At 71.4% G+C, this 16,810-nt stretch carries 16 protein-coding genes and 1 pseudogene; 8 read left to right on the forward strand and 9 right to left on the reverse strand.

The genetic code is table 11. The features are described from left to right. Window positions 1-163 precede the first annotated feature (163 nt). The 4 genes from ACZ6SD_RS27875 (at window position 164) to ACZ6SD_RS27890 (ending at window position 3,381) form a co-directional block, all read left to right on the forward strand. The gene (locus ACZ6SD_RS27875; protein ID WP_465319973.1) at window positions 164-2,110 is read left to right on the forward strand and encodes a type VII secretion-associated protein; all 1,947 of its coding nucleotides are present in this window, start codon (window positions 164-166) and stop codon (window positions 2,108-2,110) included. Window positions 2,111-2,126: 16 nt separating this feature from the next. Beyond that, a complete protein-coding gene (locus ACZ6SD_RS27880) occupies window positions 2,127-2,501 on the forward strand; it encodes a hypothetical protein (RefSeq protein WP_465319974.1) in 375 nt (124 codons plus the stop codon). 208 nt (window positions 2,502-2,709) lie between these two features. After that, window positions 2,710-3,021, forward strand: a complete 312-nt coding sequence (locus ACZ6SD_RS27885; RefSeq protein WP_465319975.1) for a WXG100 family type VII secretion target — start codon at window positions 2,710-2,712, stop codon at window positions 3,019-3,021. 66 nt (window positions 3,022-3,087) lie between these two features. Continuing rightward, window positions 3,088-3,381 (forward strand): WXG100 family type VII secretion target, encoded by a 294-nt coding sequence (locus ACZ6SD_RS27890; RefSeq protein WP_091454208.1) that lies wholly within the window; start codon window positions 3,088-3,090, stop codon window positions 3,379-3,381. Window positions 3,382-3,522: 141 nt separating this feature from the next. Here ACZ6SD_RS27890 and ACZ6SD_RS27895 read toward each other — a convergent pair whose 3' ends face one another. The 3 genes from ACZ6SD_RS27895 to ACZ6SD_RS27905 all read right to left on the reverse strand — a co-directional run bounded on the left by ACZ6SD_RS27895 (window position 3,523) and on the right by ACZ6SD_RS27905 (window position 4,781). After that, the gene (locus tag ACZ6SD_RS27895; RefSeq protein ID WP_465319976.1) at window positions 3,523-3,735 is read right to left on the reverse strand and encodes a CsbD family protein; all 213 of its coding nucleotides are present in this window, start codon (window positions 3,733-3,735) and stop codon (window positions 3,523-3,525) included. Window positions 3,736-3,820: 85 nt separating this feature from the next. Further along, window positions 3,821-4,279, reverse strand: a complete 459-nt coding sequence (locus ACZ6SD_RS27900; RefSeq protein ID WP_465319977.1) for a nucleoside deaminase — start codon at window positions 4,277-4,279, stop codon at window positions 3,821-3,823. A gap of 16 nt (window positions 4,280-4,295) precedes the next feature. Continuing rightward, window positions 4,296-4,781 carry a tRNA adenosine deaminase-associated protein gene (locus ACZ6SD_RS27905; protein WP_091450033.1) on the reverse strand — a complete coding sequence of 162 codons (486 nt, stop codon included), beginning with the start codon at window positions 4,779-4,781 and terminating at the stop codon, window positions 4,296-4,298. A gap of 77 nt (window positions 4,782-4,858) precedes the next feature. On the opposite strand from ACZ6SD_RS27905, the gene ACZ6SD_RS27910 reads away from it, so the two are divergent. The 3 genes from ACZ6SD_RS27910 to ACZ6SD_RS27920 all read left to right on the forward strand — a co-directional run bounded on the left by ACZ6SD_RS27910 (window position 4,859) and on the right by ACZ6SD_RS27920 (window position 9,150). Next, a complete protein-coding gene (locus tag ACZ6SD_RS27910; RefSeq protein ID WP_465319978.1) occupies window positions 4,859-6,094 on the forward strand; it encodes a M20 metallopeptidase family protein in 1,236 nt (411 codons plus the stop codon). Window positions 6,095-6,125: 31 nt separating this feature from the next. Then, on the forward strand, window positions 6,126-7,097 hold the full coding sequence (locus ACZ6SD_RS27915) for a prephenate dehydrogenase (protein ID WP_465319979.1): 972 nt from the start codon (window positions 6,126-6,128) through the stop codon (window positions 7,095-7,097). A 76-nt stretch (window positions 7,098-7,173) separates the two neighbouring features. Further along, window positions 7,174-9,150, forward strand: a complete 1,977-nt coding sequence (locus tag ACZ6SD_RS27920) for a fibronectin type III domain-containing protein (protein ID WP_465319980.1) — start codon at window positions 7,174-7,176, stop codon at window positions 9,148-9,150. Here the strand turns inward: ACZ6SD_RS27920 and ACZ6SD_RS27925 are convergent. The 4 genes from ACZ6SD_RS27925 to ACZ6SD_RS27940 all read right to left on the reverse strand — a co-directional run bounded on the left by ACZ6SD_RS27925 (window position 9,147) and on the right by ACZ6SD_RS27940 (window position 13,301). After that, complete coding sequence (locus ACZ6SD_RS27925; RefSeq protein WP_465319981.1) at window positions 9,147-9,746, reverse strand: putative glycolipid-binding domain-containing protein; 600 nt, start codon at window positions 9,744-9,746, stop codon at window positions 9,147-9,149. The genes ACZ6SD_RS27920 and ACZ6SD_RS27925 overlap by 4 nt on opposite strands. Further along, window positions 9,743-9,946, reverse strand: coding sequence for an antitoxin (locus ACZ6SD_RS27930; protein ID WP_465319982.1), 204 nt, complete (start codon window positions 9,944-9,946; stop codon window positions 9,743-9,745). Before ACZ6SD_RS27930 ends, ACZ6SD_RS27925 begins: the two co-directional genes overlap by 4 nt. A gap of 105 nt (window positions 9,947-10,051) precedes the next feature. Then, the gene (locus tag ACZ6SD_RS27935; RefSeq protein WP_465319983.1) at window positions 10,052-11,992 is read right to left on the reverse strand and encodes an FUSC family protein; all 1,941 of its coding nucleotides are present in this window, start codon (window positions 11,990-11,992) and stop codon (window positions 10,052-10,054) included. A 97-nt stretch (window positions 11,993-12,089) separates the two neighbouring features. Next, the gene (locus ACZ6SD_RS27940) at window positions 12,090-13,301 is read right to left on the reverse strand and encodes a thioester domain-containing protein (protein ID WP_465319984.1); all 1,212 of its coding nucleotides are present in this window, start codon (window positions 13,299-13,301) and stop codon (window positions 12,090-12,092) included. Between the two features lie 300 nt (window positions 13,302-13,601). On the opposite strand from ACZ6SD_RS27940, the gene ACZ6SD_RS27945 reads away from it, so the two are divergent. After that, the gene (locus tag ACZ6SD_RS27945; protein ID WP_465319985.1) at window positions 13,602-14,411 is read left to right on the forward strand and encodes a DUF8017 domain-containing protein; all 810 of its coding nucleotides are present in this window, start codon (window positions 13,602-13,604) and stop codon (window positions 14,409-14,411) included. 151 nt (window positions 14,412-14,562) lie between these two features. Here ACZ6SD_RS27945 and ACZ6SD_RS27950 read toward each other — a convergent pair. Beyond that, a pseudogene (locus tag ACZ6SD_RS27950) lies at window positions 14,563-14,847 on the reverse strand (leucine zipper domain-containing protein); the annotation flags it as partial. A gap of 216 nt (window positions 14,848-15,063) precedes the next feature. Then, entirely contained in the window at window positions 15,064-16,728 is a 1,665-nt protein-coding gene (locus ACZ6SD_RS27955) for a DUF885 domain-containing protein (RefSeq protein WP_465319986.1), read from the reverse strand. Window positions 16,729-16,810: the final 82 nt, after the last annotated feature.

Here is a 16,810-nt window from a genome sequence, read left to right on the forward strand (position 1 = left end):
CGTGGGGCCGAAGGCTCCCCACCCGTCTTTCCCACGACGGGATCTTCCTTCGTAGGGGCCCCAAAGAAACCACTCCACCCCATCGAGCAACCCACGAGAGCCAGCCACCCCACAACACGTAGAGTGACCACAGAACCGAGGCCAGCGAACAGGGGCAAGGCCGATGACACTGCGAGTGGCGGTCGACTTCGGCACGTCAAGCACGTGCATCGCCCTCTCCGTCGACAACCGAGAGCCGCAAGTCGTCGTCGTGGACGGACATCCCCTGCTCTCCTCCGCGATCTACGCGGCCCCAGACGGAACAGTCTTCGTCGGTCAGGAAGCCGACCGTCAAGCGGCTCTCGACCCAGCCCGCTATGAACCGCACCCCAAGCGCCGGATCGATGAGTCCGAACTCCTGCTCGGCGACACCGTCCTCCCGGTCGCGTCGGTGTTCCGCAAGGTCCTCGACCGGGCGGTGGCCGAAGCGAGGCGAGTGGCAGCCGGAGCCCGCGTCGACCAGCTTGTCTTGACGCACCCGGCCGACTGGGGCGGCACCCGCACCCAGGTTCTGCGCCAGTCCGCCACCGGCTTGGCGACCAGGATCGCCCTGGTGCCCGAACCCGTTGCCGCCGCTGTCTTCCACTCTGCGAGTTTCCCCGGGGCGGACGGCCGCACTCTCGCCGTGCTCGATCTCGGCGGTGGCACGGTCGACGTCAGTGTCGTGCGCACCCAGCCGGGGCCGGTGTTCACCGTGTTGGCCACCAGAGGCGACCCCAGCTTCGGCGGCGCCGACATCGACCAGCTGCTCATGGAGCACGTCGGCGCCATGGTGGCCCCGGGCGACCCGGAAGCCTGGCGTGCCCTGGTCGAAGGCCGCGACCTCCCCAACCGCAGACGCAGGCGCGCGCTGCGCCAAGACATTCGCGGAGCCAAGGAAACCCTGTCCCGGCACACCTACACCGACGTTCCCCTCCCGCCGCCGTTCCCGGACGCCCACCTCACCCGCGACGACCTGGAACGCCTCATCGCCGACGTGATCGGCCGCACCGTCGACCTCACCCTCGCCACCATCCGCGAGGCCGGGCTCACCCCCACCCAGCTCGCGGGCATCTTCCTGGTCGGCGGTTCCAGCCGCATCCCCCTGGTGGCCCGCCTGGTCGCCGAGCGGACCGGTGTGGTGCCGGTGACCCTCGACCAACCGGAAACCGTCGTCGCCCGAGGCGCCCTCCGCGCGGTCACCGTCGAACCCGACCACACGGGCGTCCTGAGCAACGCCCACACGGGGCTGAATCAGGCACCCCATCACCCAGCCCAAGGCCGCCCACTCGGCCACGCCGGGGCGAGCAGAGCGGCTGACCACACCGGCGCAGCAGGAGCACCCGGCGTGGGCGGGTTCGCGGCCCACTCCCCGCTGCCGACCGCTCACCACCCGACCGCTCACCATCCGACGGCTCGCCATCCGACTGCGGGCCAACCCGCCCCCTGGCCCGGTTCCGCCGCCCAGTCGCCGTTCGGCCACCATTCCGGTCCTTTGTCGACTGATCACTCCCCAGGCAGGCCGGACACCGGCACACGACCAGCCAGAGCCCGCCGGATAGCGCTGCTCGTCGGCGCTGGTGTCGCGATCGTCGCGGCTGCCGTCGCGGTCACCCTCGTCGTCGTGCTGAACCGGGCGGAGCCGACCGACCCGGGGCGGGTGATCGCGCAGTACGACTACCGGTTCTCGTTGCCCGAGGGGTGGGGCCAGACCGGCGGCAACCCCAACCTGCGCCGCACCGAGCTCAAGCCGACCGGCGCGGAGCAGGGCGACGACGTGGTGCTGGTGGAGGAGAAGCGGCTCAGCTTCGACAGCGACACCGACCGCGCCCGCGCGGTGGACAAGCTGCGCCGCGACTTTGAGTCCGGTGGCGAGGAGTTCTCCGGGTTCACCGATTCCGGGAGCTTCGCGGGCCGGGATGTCGTGTACTACCGGGAGCGGTTGGCGGACAAGGACGCTACCGTCGACTGGTACGTGATCTTCCAGGGCGTGGCCCAGGTGAGTGTCGGGTGCCAGCACACCCCGGACGGCCGCGACCGCGTGCAGCGGGCGTGCGACACGGTGGTGCGCTCGATGGTCGTCACGGTGTGAGGCACAGGAGGTGGCGATGACCGGATCCGACCAGGGGTTCGCCGAGTCGGTGGCCCGGTTCAAGGCGGAGCTGTCCGCGGCGGTCACTCGGGCCCGCCGCGCGTCGGCGGAAGCCCGTGAGCAGACGGCGGGGTTCCGGCGGGAGACCGCGGAGCTGGCGGGCAAGGTCCGCGCGGGCGACGCGCGCGACGGCGAGCCGACCGACGCCGAGCGCAGGGCGGCGGCAGCGCGGTGGCGGCGTTCCCAGGGCCTGCCCGTTGAAGAGTTCCCCGCAGACGAACTCCCTGCGGACGAACCGGATGAGCCCGCCAAGTCTGCGCGGCGGACCACTGTGGACCCCGACGATGACGACGAGGACTTCTCCCAGCACAGCATCCTGTTCCGCGGCTGAACCAGGTTCGCCATTGTGAAGCGCGCGTGCCGGTCTTGAAACCGCTGAACCGGCTCTGACCTGCGGGTTCCCCGGTTGAGCGTTAACGGGAGCAACTACCTGCCCGCAACCGGCACCGAGGCGGAACCAAACCTGGCAGGGTCTGCGTCGTAAGCGGCGTACGAACGAAGAACGCGTACCGCCAACCACTAACTAGGGGGTTCTCCCAATGTCCGGTTACGGAATCACGCCAGAAGAGATGGCCAAGGCCGCGGTCGACGTCGACAACGTCAACGAAGAGGGCCGCAACGCGCTGAGCTCGCTGCGCAGCAACCTCGAACCGCTCCGCGACAACTGGAAGGGCGCCGCCTCGACCGCCTTCGCGACGCTGATGGAGCGCTTCGACGCCGACGCCGCGAAGCTGCACGACGCCCTCGCGGGTATCTCCGAGCAGCTCAAGGCCAGCAACGAGGCCTACGCCCGCCAGGAGGAAGAGGCGTCCTCCTCGCTGAGCAACATCACCAACGTGCTCGGCGGCTGATCTCTTCCGGTTCGCAAGTCTTTTCTCTTCGCTTGATTCAGACCTTCACACACAGGGAGCAACCCAATGTCCGGCGACATGATCAAGGTCAATTTCGCTGAGGTGGCCAACGCCGCCCAGTCGATCACCTCCACCTCCTCCCAGCTGGAGACCCTGCTGGGCGACCTCAAGTCGCGCCTGGCCCCGCTGCGCGCCGGCTACACCGGTGCGGCCGCCGAGGCGTGGGACGCCAAGCAGCGCGAGTGGGATTCCGCCTACGAGGACCTCAAGCAGGTTCTGGGCTCCATCGGCACCGCGGTCCGCCAGTCCGGTGAGAACTACGAGCAGACCGAGAGCGCCAACGCCAGCCGCTGGGGCTAAATCCCCCCGCTTTCGGCACGGCAAGGGCAGCGGGGGGGGGGGGGGGGGGGGGGGGGGGGGGGGGGGTGCCGTCCCCCCCCCCCCCCCCCCCCCCCCCCCCGCCACTCCGGCCGGTCGCGTCGGCGGCCCGTGAGGACTCGCTTAACCCCTGCCGTCAAGCTTGTCCTTGGCGTCTTGGAACGCGCCCGCTGCCTTGTCTCGGAGGTCGTGACCGGTCTCCTTGGCTTCGCCGGAAAGCTGGTCGGCCTTGCCGGAGTTCGCCAGGTCTTGGTTGTCGGTGTGCTGACCGAGCTTCTCCTTGGCCTGGCCGACGATCTGCTCGGCCTTGTCCTTGGCCTTGTCGAACACACTCATCGGGCACTCCTCCCATCGTGAGGCTCAATCCCTCACGAGCGGGGTGTCCACTGCCCCGAGTCTACCCACCTGAATGTGACAGGTATCACATTCGATGGGTGGTGAAGAACTCCGCCAGCAGGGCCGCGCACTCGGCTTCCAGCACGCCGCCGACGACTTCGGGGCGGTGCGTCAGCCGCCGGTCGCGGACCACGTCCCACAGCGAGCCCGCCGCGCCGGTCTTGGGCTCCCAGGCGCCGAAGACGACCCGGTCGACCCTGGCCAGGACCAGCGCGCCCGCGCACATGGTGCACGGCTCGACAGTCACGACCAACGTGCAGCCGGTAAGACGCCAGCCATCGCCGTGCCTCTTAGCCGCCTCCCGCAGCGCCAAGACCTCGGCGTGCGCCGTGGGGTCGCCCAGCGCTTCGCGGGCGTTGCAGGCGGCGGCCAACTCCGTGCCGTCCGGCCCCAGGACCAGCGCGCCGATCGGGATGTCCCCGGTCGCCTCGGCGCGGCGGGCCACCGCGAGCGCGGCGCGGACCAGGTCTTCGTCGCGGGTCACGTCGCCGAGGAGTTGATCATTGCAGGATGGTGTCGAGGTGCTTGGTGAACTCGGCCTCGAACCCGAGCCGCTGGGCGATCATCTGCAGCTGCTCGTCCGGGTACAGGTCGATCTCATCGATGATCACCTGCATCTCGGGCGCGGGCAGCCCCAGATCGGCCAGGATGTCGAGGGAGCCTTCCGGCCACACCTCGTCGTCGTCCTCCGGCGGATCGACCCGCAGCAGGTCGAGCGCGTCCGCCGCGATGTCGTAGTCCAGGGCCGCCGCGCTGTCGGACAGCAGCAGCGAGACCCCGCCCGGACTCGGCCGCAGCAGCAGGAAGAACTCGTCATCGATGGCCAGCAACCCGAACACCGCGCCGGTGGACCGGATCTTGCGCAGCTCGGTGATCGCCGCGTCGAGCTCCCGCAGCGCGGAGCTGTCCATCGGATCGCACCGCCATTTGCCGTCCTCGCGGACGACCGCAACTCCGAAGCCCGGTACCGGCTCCTGCTCCGACATGCACATACCGTATGCCGCCAGGGGGTCACCCGGAAGAAGCAGTCCCCCGAAGCGGTCGGCGATGACACCATCGAGAGATGACGCCCCACGTTCCGGCCCCGTCCGCGCTCTCGGGCGATCCCCGATTCAGCGGTCTCACCGAAGCCGCTCGGGCCCTCCAGCCCCGCACGGTCGCGCTGCGCAGGCGCCTGCACCGGCAGCCGGAACAGGGCCTCGCCGTGCCGAACACGCAGGCCGCCGTGCTCCGCGCGCTCGACGGGCTCGGGCTGAGCGTGCGCACCGGGACGGCTGTCGGGTCGGTCGTGGCGGTGCTGACGGGCGCCCGGCCGGGGCCGACAGTGCTGCTGCGCGGCGACATGGACGCGCTCCCGCTGCAAGAGGACACCGGTCTGCCCTACGCGTCCGAGGTCCCGGGCTCGATGCACGCCTGCGGGCATGACACGCATGTCGCGATGCTGGCCTCGGCCGCCAGACTGCTCGCCGGTAGGCGCGAAGACCTCGCGGGCTCGGTGGTGTTCATGTTCCAACCGGGCGAAGAGGGCTACCACGGCGCCAAGCACATGCTCGATGAAGGCGTCCTAGAGGCGGCCGGTAAGCCGGTGGAGAGCGCGTTCGCCTTGCACATCACCTCCAAGGAGACCACCGGCATGATCCGGTGCAGGCCCGGGCCGATCATGGCCAGCGCCGACGCGTTCACCGTGCGGGTGACCGGCCGGGGCGGGCACGCCTCGACGCCTGCCGACGCCGTCGACCCGGTGCCCGCCGCGGCGGCGATGGTCGGCGCGGTGCAGACCGTGCTCACGCGCCGGATCAGCGTGTTCGAGCCGACCGTGGTCACCGTCGCCCGGATAGCGGCGGGCACCACGTCCAATGTCATCCCGGAAAGCGCGGAGTTGCAGGGCACGCTGCGGTCGCTGTCGGAGTCGTCCCGCGCCACGATGCTCGCCGAGCTGCCGAAGGTGTGCGAGCACGTCGCCGCCGCCCACGGCTGCTCAGCCGAGTTCATCCCGGAGCCGGGCTACCCGGTCACGGTCAACGACCCCGACGTCGCCGCCCGCGTCCAAGACCTCGCCGCCGCGGTCCTCGGCGCGAAGCACTCACTGGTCATGCCCAACCCGCTCATGGGCGCGGAGGACTTCTCTTACGTACTGCGGCAGGTGCCCGGCACGCTGGCGTTCCTCGGCGCGTGCCCGCCCGGGATGAGGCCCGCGGACGCGGCGCCCAACCACTCGAACCGGGTCCTCTTCGACGAGTCCGCGATGGCGCACGGGGTGAGCGCGTACGCCGCGTTCGCCCTCGACGCGCTGCGCTGATCGGGTGATCGATAGGGCATTATCTGCCGTCATGCGAGCGGTTTGCGTTATCGGCTTGGGGCTTATCGGGGGTTCGGTGCTGCGGGCGTCCGCCGCGGCGGGCCGGACGGTGTGGGGCGCGACCACCGCCGACGCCGACGCCGTCACCGCGGCCGGGTTCGACGTGCTCGACCTCGACAAGGCCCTCCGGCGCGCCCGCAAGGAGGACGCGGTGGTCGTGATCGCGGTGCCGCTGCCCTCGGTCGACGGCGTGCTGCGCAAGATCGGCGACCTCGCGCCGCGCTGCCTGCTTACCGACGTGGTGAGTGTGAAGGGTCCGGTGGCCGAAGGGGTGGCCCGGTTCGCGCCGGAGACGCGGTTCGCGGGCGGCCACCCGATGGCCGGTAAGTCCGCTTCCGGGTGGGCGGCAAGCGAGGCCACGCTGTTCACCGGGGCCGCGTGGGTGGTGACCGCGGACGAGGACACCGGGCTGGACGCCTGGCGGGAGGTGGCCGAACTGGCGATCGACTGCGGCGCGGGCGTCGTGCCCACCACCACGCAGGAGCACGACGCCGCGGTGGCCCGGATCTCGCACCTGCCGCACGTGCTGGCCGCCGTCTTGGCCGCGTGCGGCGCTGACGGCGGACCGTTGGCGCTGTCGTTGGCCGCCGGATCGTTCACCGACGGCACAAGGGTCGCGTCGAGCAGGCCGGAACTGGTGCTTGCCATGTGCGAGGGAAACCGGGCCGCTCTGCTGGAGGCCGTGGACGACGCGCTGGGCAAGCTCGGCGCCGCCCGGGGGGCGCTGGCGTCCACCGGCGCGCTGAGCGCGACGATCCGGACCGGGCACGCGGGCCGAGCCGCCCTCGACGCTTACCGGGCGGCCGGTCAAGCGCAGGCGATGATCGACCTCACCGCGGGCGACCCGCTGGAGGAGCTGCGACTCATCGGCGCGCAGGGTGGCCGGATCGTGGGCTTCGACGGCGACCTCGCGGTCGCGACGCTGCCCGTCCTGCCGGACTGAGGTCTCGGGTCGGCAACAACGTCTCGGGTCGGCAACAACACTGTGACGGGCGTCTCATCCGTCTTACGTTGATCCGGTGGATCGCCCTGTCCCCCAACAGGCGCCCACCCGGCCACACCGGTTCCGCCGGATCGCGACGACCGCGGCGGGGCTGGTGGCGCTCGGCGGGGCGATCGTCGTGCTGCGCACCCCCGATGAGCCCGGCGAGCACGCGCCCCGGCCCGCGCCGCCGCCGCAGACGGCCGTCCGCGAGTACGCGGGCGAGGACGTGGTCATCCCCGGTCCCGGCGCCAAGCCCGCGCCGCCCGAGCGGGTTGCCGCGCTGCCCGGCGCGCAACGGCTGGGACTGCGCTGGGCGCCGCCAGCCGGGGGTGTCGCCGTGGCGGGATACGAGGTCAAGTGGGGCCGCTCCGAGACCATGGAGCACGTCCGGCTCGTGGCCGAGCCCGCGGCGCAGGTGAACGCGCTGGCGGACAACACGCCCTACAACGTCGAGATCCGGTCAGTCGACTCTTACGGCCAACGCTCGGCGCCCGCGACCGTCACCGCCGTCCCGGCGCCGACACCGGACGACCTGCCGTGGTCGTTCCAGGACCGGTTCGTCTCCCGCGTGGTGCCCGATCCGGTCGGCTGGCGGTTTTCCAGCACCACCGACTGCGCCCGCGCCACCCGCGGCTCGGCCGAGGACGGCGACCGGCTGGTCGTCAGCGGACAGTGCGCCGCCGAGCCGGTCGCCCTGCGTTCGCGGGCCCCGCTGCGGCTGCGGGCGACGCCGATGGACGGCGAACTCGGTCGGGTCGTGGTCTCGACCGACCATCCCGGTCACGACGGGGAGTTGTCGCTGGACTTCGTGCCCGGTCCCGCGGACCTGATCGACGGCTCTCCCAGCGGCTCACCGTCGCCCGGTAAGCCGGGGTTCGCGCAAGACGACCCGTCGCTGCCGCCGGGGTCCGTGCGGGTGCGCGTCGTCGGGCGAGACGCGTCGGTGCAGGTGCTGGTGGCCCCGGGAACGCCCCGGCTGGGTTACCCGGCCGCGGTCCGGCCCGTCCCACGCGCGGAGATCGGCTTCTCCGTGCGGTGGGAGGTCGTTTTCCGCACCGACGGTGTGCGCGTGCTGCGCGATGGCGTGCCGGTGGGCGGGGGCGACGTGACGCCTGCCTGGCGGGAGGCGACGACGCTGCTCGGGTTCGTCGGCGGCGGCGGCGGACTGCACGCGGGCGTCGACCTGGTCGGCTTCGTCGGCGCGCCCACTGCCCAGCCGGTGCTGGTCGTGCCGCCGAGGATCGACGCGGACCGGGTGGTCGCCGCTCCGGACACCCCGCTGGCGACGTCCGGCGCGGGCACGCGGGTGGCGGGCGCGACCGGCGGGCAGCTTCGGGTCACGCTGGTCCCGCAGGCGTCCGGGCTGGACGCGTTCACGGTCGAGGCGGGTGGCCGGGAGTACCCGGCCCGGCCCGCGGTGGCGGGCCAGCCGTTCACCCGAGGTGTGCGCTATCCGATCGTGGCGGACCTGCCGCCGGAGGCGTTGGTGTTGGGGTCTGACGGTAAGACGCTGCCGGTACGCGTGCGCGGACCAGTGCTCCGAGAGGCGGGCGCGACCAGGGTTGTCAGCGCGTCGCTAGAGCTGACGGCTCCCGAGGGCGCGGTGTCGCCCGCCGCGGGCACCGGTATCGAGACGCCGCTTCCCCGAGTCAAACCCGCACTGGCCCGGCCCAGCGCGGCCTTCTTCGACGTCGCGGGCAAGCCCATCGCGGCGGGCAACGACGTTCCCCGCGGCCGGGTCGTGCTGGCGGTGAGCGCCGACGGTCTGGCAGGCCAACGCCAGAACGGCAGGCTCGCGGGCATGGCGGGCGTCGAGATCCGCATCGATGGACAGCGCGTCGCGGGCATCCCGACCGTCGTGGACGGGCCGGGTGTCGGCGGCACGTGGCGGCTGGCTCTTGCGACCAACGGACTCGCGGCGGGCAGGCACACCGTCGAGGTGAAGGTGATCGGTGTAGACCCGGGCACCGCGTTCGCCGTCGCCTACGCGCCGCTGCTGATCGGTGCCTAGACGCGGCGCGCCACGCCCGGGTAGTCCACCACGATGCCGTCCGCGTCCACCGTCAGATCGGCGCTGAACTCGCCCTGGGTGAAGGCGATGACCGAGTGCCGCTCGTCTATGGAGACCGTCCGGTAGGTCTGCCGCACCAAGGTGACCTTGAGATCGGGCATCGAGACGAACACGACCGGGATCTCGAACTCGCCCGGGGTGCGGTGCAAGCCCAGACGGCGGATCGGCAGCGTGTTGAAGGTGACCGCGCCCGCCACGTCGACGGTGACCGAGCCGTCGAACTCGTCGCGCTCGGAGGTGTGGCCGTAGTCGACCAGCCAGACGCCGTCCTCGGTGCGGCTCAGCGAGATCTGCCGCTCCTGCTCCGCCGTCGTGGTGCGCAGCAGCAGCCTGCCCGCCACTTCGCCCTTGTCGACCGAGGCCTCGAAGGACGCGCTGAACGGCTCGGCCCCGGTGCCGCTGTTCGCCGCGGCGATGAGCCGCCCGGAGGCGCGCAGCCGGGTGTCGGCGACCAGCAGCCGGACCGACTCCAGGGTGACCGGCTCCGTGCCCTGCCAGGTGACGACGGTGGGTTTGCGCACGGCGGCGGAACTCACGCCTGGGTGCCCTGGGGGTCGCCGTGCTCGCCGGGAATGAGGTCCTGGATCTTGTCGACTACCTTGTCGACCTGCGCGTCGTGGCCGAACTTGTCCTTGGCGAGCTCGCCCGCCTTCTCGACGCCCGCCTCGATCTTGTCCCCGTGCTGCTCAAGCAGCCCCTCGGCCTTGTTCTTCAGCTCGTTGAAGTCGATGCCCATGGCTGCTCCTTCGCACTCTGACAGGCCCGGGCGAGGACCCCGTCGAAGGGTACCCAACCGGCGCCGCCGTTCCCAATGCCTAAACGTCGCGGAGGCCAACCTAACTCAGCCCGCGCGGCCACGCGCCCGCCCCCGCCGCCTGCGACGCCGTTCGCCCAGGTCAGGGCCGCGCAGCACGCCGTGCACCGCGACCAACTCGGCGACGACCCGCTCCAGCCGCTCGTCTTCGGGCAGCGTGCCGCGCTTGGGCGCACGCTCGCCTCTTACCGCTTTTGCCGCCTCGCGGACAGCGGCAGCAAGAACCTTGACGTCGTGCGTCTCGACCCGTGGCGCACCGCGTTCTATGGCTACCGCCACCCCGGTGATCGCGTCGGTCAACCGTTCCAAGCCGACGATCACCGGCCACCACGCGGCGGCTTGGCGGCCTGCCGGGGAGGGCTCGACCAAGGACTGCTGGAACGCGGTCCGCAGGTCCGACAGCGCCCGGTAGGCCTGTCTGCGCAAGGACGACCGTTCCTCGGATCGCCCGGAAAGGGCGTGCTCCAGGTACTCGGCGATGACGTCGAGCGCGTCGGCCAGGTCTTCGCCGACGCGGGGCCGCCTGCCGCCCGGCCAGAGCAGGTAGCCGAAGACGAGCACGATGGCGCACCCCAGCGCGGTGTCGAGCAGCCGCGCGGTCACCAGGTTCCAGTCGCCCGCGTCGGCCAGGTCGAGCTGCACGATCACCAGCGGTGTCACGAACGTGCTGAACATGCCGTAGTTGCGCACCTGCCCGACCGGCAGCGCCGCCGCGGCGCAGGTGACCAGCAGGACCAGCCCCCAACCGGGCGGGTCGACGGCGAGCACGCCCGCGCCGAGCAGCACCCCGGCCGCGGTGCCCAGCCCGCGCAGCACGGCCCGGCCGAACACCGAGCCGAAGTCGGGCTTGAGCACGATCGCGACCGTCAGGGCCACCCAGAACGAGTGCTCCAACGGCAGCAGGCGGCCTGCGGCGACCGCGAGGCCGACGCAGAGCATGAGCCGCAGAGCGAGCGGCCACGTCCGGCCGCCGAAGGTGTCCCGCCACCCTCTTAGCCGGTCGCGCACGGACATGCGCTCCCCGGCGGGGCGGGCGTCGACGTCCCGCTCACCCCGCCGGAACTCGGCGACCGCGCGGAGGCCGGAGTGCAGGAGCGCGAGGGCGCGGGCATCGGCGGGTGGGTTCGGCGGCTCGGGCAGCGGCGCCCGCGCCCTGATCCGGTCGGCGGCGTCTTCGAGGTAGTCAACGAACTCTTGCGGCGCTTTCCGCCGAGCGTTGACCAGTGCCACGGCCGCCTCTATGACCGGTGTGGTCTCGGTAAGCAGCACGAACAGTCTGCGGTAAGACCGATCGCGCCCCGCGAGCCGTGACCGCGCGTCCAGCAGGGCGTCGTAAGCGGCGTTGAGCGCGGCTGTGAGGTCGCGTCTGGCGGCTCTCGCGGCTGACGTCCCGGACGCGGCGAGCATGACCGCGATCTGGTCGTACACCGCGGCCACCGCCGCCCGCTCCAGCGCCGCGCCCCGCACCGGCCACGCCGCCGACGACAGCACCCACGCGAACGCCGCCCCGACGACGAAGCACACCCACGCCAGCCACGGGTCGGCGACCTGACCGGACCCGAGCACGGCGAACACCAGCAGCTGCAACCCGGCCATCGATGCGTTGCTGCCCGCCGCGCTCACCAACGCCGACACCCCGGCGACCAGGACGAGAACCAACGCGGCCAGCACCCCGTGCTCGCCGACCAGGTTCCCGCAGAGGTAGCCAACCGCTCCCGCGACCGCCGCCCCGCCGGTCCGCTGTGCGCGGTACCGGTATGGACCGTCGGAGTCGGCGAACGTCACGCACAGCGCGCCGATCGACACCAGGACACCGAGGTCGATGCGACCCGCCGCCATCCCCACCGCGATCGGCCCCGCGATCGCGATCGGCGCCCTGACCACCCGTTTCCACGGGATCGGGACCGGCTTCTGCCGCAGCAGTTGCCGCAGCCAGTGCGGCGCGGCGACCTCGTCCCTGGTGCTCACGGCGACGACGGTAATCCCCATCGTCCGGTCCGGCTCAAGCCCGGAAAAGGCAGATCCCCCTCCCGGCGCCGCCGGAAGGGGGATCTGTCGGCTCAGGTCAGGCCGAGCGGCGACGCCGCAGGTAGAGCAGGGTGCCCGCGCCACCGGCGAGGAGCACCAGGCCGATCAGGCCGGGCAGCAGGATCGACGCGCCGGTGTCCGGCAGGTCGCCGGTCGAGGCCTGGGCGGCCGGGGCGACCGCGGCGGACGCGGCGGGAGCCACCGCGGCGGGGGTGCTCGCCGGGGCGATCGCGGTCTTGGTCGGCGCGACGGTCTTGGCGGGCTGCCACTCGGCCTGGCCCTGCGCGGTCAGCTTCACGGTCTCGGAGTCGGCGACGATCAGCGACTGCGCCTTGTTGTTGGCGTAGTCATCGCCGACGAACAGGCGGCCGATCTCGATGCGCGGGGAGTCCGCGGTGAGGCCGAACGAGCCCTCGCCCGCGGCGGCGTCGGCCGGGACCTTGACGTAGACCTCGCTGCCGTTCTCGATGTCCTCGGCCTGGATCTCGTTGCCCTCGGCGTCGGTGAGCACAACGCCCTCGGGGAGGTCGGTCCGCAGCTCGGTGATCTCGCCGTTGGTGGTGACCTGGTACGGGCCGACGAGCTTGCCCGCCTCGCCGGTCTGCTTCTCGGGGCTGATCTTCAGGTCGCCCGCGGTCTGCTCGCCGATGCCCTTGTTGGCGTCCGAGATCAGGTAGTCGTAGAGGGCTAGGACGTCCTGGTCGGCGTCGCGGTTTTCCTGGCCGGTCTCGACGTTCTCACCGCGCGCGACGGGCGTGCTGCGGTTGATGTTGTAACCGTCGCTGAAGTGCCAGATCGCGGCCTGGGTGGCGGTGATGGCCTCTTCCGTCTCCAGGCCAGCCTCGCCCCAGTTCAGGTCGAGCCCGTTGAGCTCCTCGATCGACTTGTTGGGGAACCCGTTGTGCAAAATCCAATTGATCTTGTCGCGGTTGGCGTTGAACGGCGACCGGTCGTCCGGGTAAGCGTCCCAGGGAACCTCGACCATGTCCTGGTCGTGGCTGGCGTCGACGTTGATCTCGACGCAGTACACCTTGAGCATCTTGCCGTCGGTGAGCTTGAGGTGCAGCAGCGACGCCTGCAGGACTTCTTGCTTGTTCTCGAAGCGGACGCCGAAGCCCTCGGTCTTCTCGTGCTGCAACCTGCCGCGCGCCGCTTCCTCAGCGGCGGCGGGCAGCGCGGCCACCGACGCCAACACCGCCGCCGCGGCGAGGGTGGCGCCTACGCGCCCGAGCTTCCAACGACTGCCCATGATTCTCCTTCTGCGATCCGAACGTCGATCCCCAAGACTTGGACGCGGCGCGGATTCATCAGCAGATCCGCCGCCCGCCGGGCGGAAAACGATCAACTCATCCCCGAATGAGCTGATCGAACTGTCCAGCGTGGGCGGACTCTACTAACCCCGAAAATGGGGACTTCCGTGGGGGTTCCGCCGCATACCGTTGCACTGTGAATCGTTCACCTATTAGTGCGAACGCCCGAGAGGTCTGTCACCCGGAAAGACCACTGGTCACCCGGAAAGACGACCGGGAGATCCGGGCTATCGTTCCGGGTGGCGGACTGGCAGGGCAAGAACGGGCCCGACGACTGGCGTTATTGCGGCGCGGCAGCCGAACAGGGCAGGGCAGAACGGCCGTCCCGGCTTCCCGCCTTGCTCAGTGTGATCGCGATAGCCGTCATTGTCGGCACAGTGTTCACTATCGTGTTCCTCAATCGTGGAAAAGGCCCCACTCCGGTAGCCGTCCCGATCCCCAGCGCGTCCCGCCCACCGTCGTCCCCGCCCCCGCCGACCATGCCGCCACTGTCCACGAATGGGCGACTGAGGACGGTCGACAATCCCGCCGCCCGCCTGACCTACCAGATCCCGGCCGAGTGGACGCGAGCCCCGACCACTGTGGACGTCCTCGGCGTCGAGTTCACCGGAGCCGCCAGCTACGCCCCCTACGACTGCGGCGGCAGGAGCCACACCCGCGCGCTGGTCGTCAGCGCCGCCGTCCAGAACCCCGCCGACCGGACCATCACCCCGGAGAGAACCGCCACCACCTTCGCCACGTCCTTCGGCGAGAAGTTCTCTCCACAAGCGACAGTCGAGCGACCGGTAACCAGTCCCACTGGGATCGTTGGCAAGCGGGCCGTGACAGCCACCGCCCAGGTCACCGCGAACCCCACCGACCCGGCGTGCCAGGCGACCGCCGCGCGGATCTCCATCGTCGCCATCGATCTGGACGACGCCACCGCCGAGAAGCCGCGCGGCATCGCCTTGCTGGTCGTCACCGCCGATGTCTCCGGCGGCCCGCCCACCCCGCCGCCCGCGGCGGCGGCCACCATCGAGGCTCTGCTGGCAGGCGCCCACCTCCGCTAGGTGTACTGCCCCATGAGGTTGGGAGCGCGAGTGGTGGGCCGTTGAGTGCGGTGTGGCCGCGGTGGTGGTTGTAGGTGTGCGGCCACCGCGACAGCCCTTCGCGGCGCTCGGTCTCGGACCGGTATGCCTCGACGCGGGCCCCTTCGCTGAGCAACAGGCTCGCGACGCAGGCCAGCCCCCAACGGCGCGGCACCCGCACCTTCACGATCCGCCGCTCGGTGCGGGTCGGTGTCCGGCGCGGACTGGTCCGGGGCCGTGAGGACCGGTCAACCATGCCAGCCTTGTCCTGGTCACGGTAGCGGTCGGCCCACCGCCGGGCCGTGGACACCGAGACCTGGAAAGGCCGCCCGGCCGCAGCGGCCATCGGTCCTCCACGACACACCGAGCCAGGTGCAGCCCGCCGGTCTCGGGCAGCGGGGGCGTTACGGCGGGACACGAGGGCCTCTGTCGGCTCGGTGTAGACGTCGCGATCCGCACCGAACCCGGGAAGCCCTCCCTCACCCCAAGATCATCCGATCACGTGTCGGACCGTTCGCGCCCTCCCGGGCGGTACAGCCAGTCCCCGCCACGCGACCCAGCGATCCCGATCAACGCGACCCAGACAAGCCTCCGGGCCCCGGGCGTGGTCGTTGTCAGTTCTGCCAAGCGCTGGTCAGTTCGCCCAAGCGGCCACCACCTCGTCCAGCACGGTCAGGGGCAGCGGGCCGCCGCCGAGGACGAGGTCGTGGAAGGCCCGGATGTCGAAGCGGTCGCCGAGACGGTCCTGGGCGGCGGCCCGGATGCGCTGGATCTCCAGCCTGCCGACCATGTAGGACAGCGCCTGCCCGGGGTAGGCGATATAGCGGTCGACCTCGTTGCCGATCTCCAGCACCGACAGCGGGGTGTTCTCCCGCAGATAGGCCACGGCCTGCTCGCGGCTCCAGCCCTTAGCGTGCAGGCCCGTGTCGACAACGAGCCGTCCCGCGCGCATGGAGTCCATGGCGAGCATGCCGAAGCGGGCCACGTCGTCGGAGTACAGGCCCATCTCCTCGGCGAGGCGCTCGGTGTAGAGCCCCCAGCCCTCGACGTAGGCGTTGACGTCGGCGAGCCTGCGCAGCAGGGGCAGTTCGGTGAGTTCCATGGCAAGGGTGAGCTGGAAGTGGTGCCCCGGCACGGCTTCGTGGAACGCGGTGACCTCGGCGAGGAACCGGTCCCGTTCGTGCGCGCGGTCGGTGTTGGCGTAGTAGACGCCGGGGCGGAGGCCGTCGAGCGAGGGCGGCATGTAGTAGGCGGCGGGCGCGCCCGGGGCTTCGGCCGCGGGCACCGGCTCCACCTGGCAACGCTGCCCCGGCAGTCGGCCGAACCAGGCGGGGGCGGCGGCCTCGGCGCGCTCGATGGCCGCGCGGGCGTGCTCGATCAACTCGTCGCCGTCGCGCCAGCGCAGGTCGGGGTCGCTGATCAGGCGTTGGAAGATCTCGGTCTGGTCCTGGGTGCCGAACACGCGCGCGCCCAGTTCCGCGTACTCCTCGCGCAGTGCGGCGATCAGGTCGAGCCCGGTCTGGTGCAGTTCTTCCGGCGTCAGGTCGGTCGTGGTGTGCACCCGGGACAGGGCCGCGTACGCGGCGTCCCCACCGGGGATCGCGCACAGGCCGGGTTGGTCGTCCGCGCGGCCGTGCGGGGCGATCTCGTCGGCGAGCGCGGCGCGGTACCGGGCGAACGCGGGCCGGACGATGTCGGCGACCACTCGTTCACGTTCGGCGGCGAATCCGTTGTCCTCGCCGACGAGTTTCTGCGCGAGCAGCGGGTCGGCCGCCACGGGCGAGGTGAGGTACCGGTCGAGGTGCGCCACCGCGGCGTCCACCAGTTTGCGCACCGGTGTCCGGCCCGCGGCGACGCCAGCGCGGTGCCGCTCGGCGACGCCGTCGAGGTGCTCGGGCACGGCCCGCAGCCTGGTCAGGTAGGACTGGGCCCGCTCGACGTCCGGCAGCGCGACCATCGGCAGGAACGTCAGCAGGGACGCGGCCGGGCCGACGAAGATGTCGGTGATCGTGTACTCGATCATGCGCGCGTCGATCCGGTCGATCATCGCGCGCGCCTGCTGGGCCACGACCTTGGCCGTCACCGGATCGCCGTCGTGCGCGCCGACGAACGCGTCGGCCCGCGCCACGATGTCCAGCGCGTGCGCGCGCAGCGCCTGCTCGGCGGACTCCGACGGATCGGCCAGTTTGTCGTCGTACCCGGGCACGCCGAGGAGCGTCGCGCCCAACGGCTCGGCCGCCAACTGCGCGGCCAGCAGTTCGTCGGCGAGCGCGAGCACGCCGCCGTCCCCTGTGGTCATCACTTCCCCAATCCGATCGCCGGTGCCCGAGACTTCGAGGCTACGCCGGTGCGAGGATGCCGGGGCCGAGTTATCCACAGCC

It is taken from the genome of Actinokineospora sp. NPDC051303 (genome assembly GCF_055586285.1).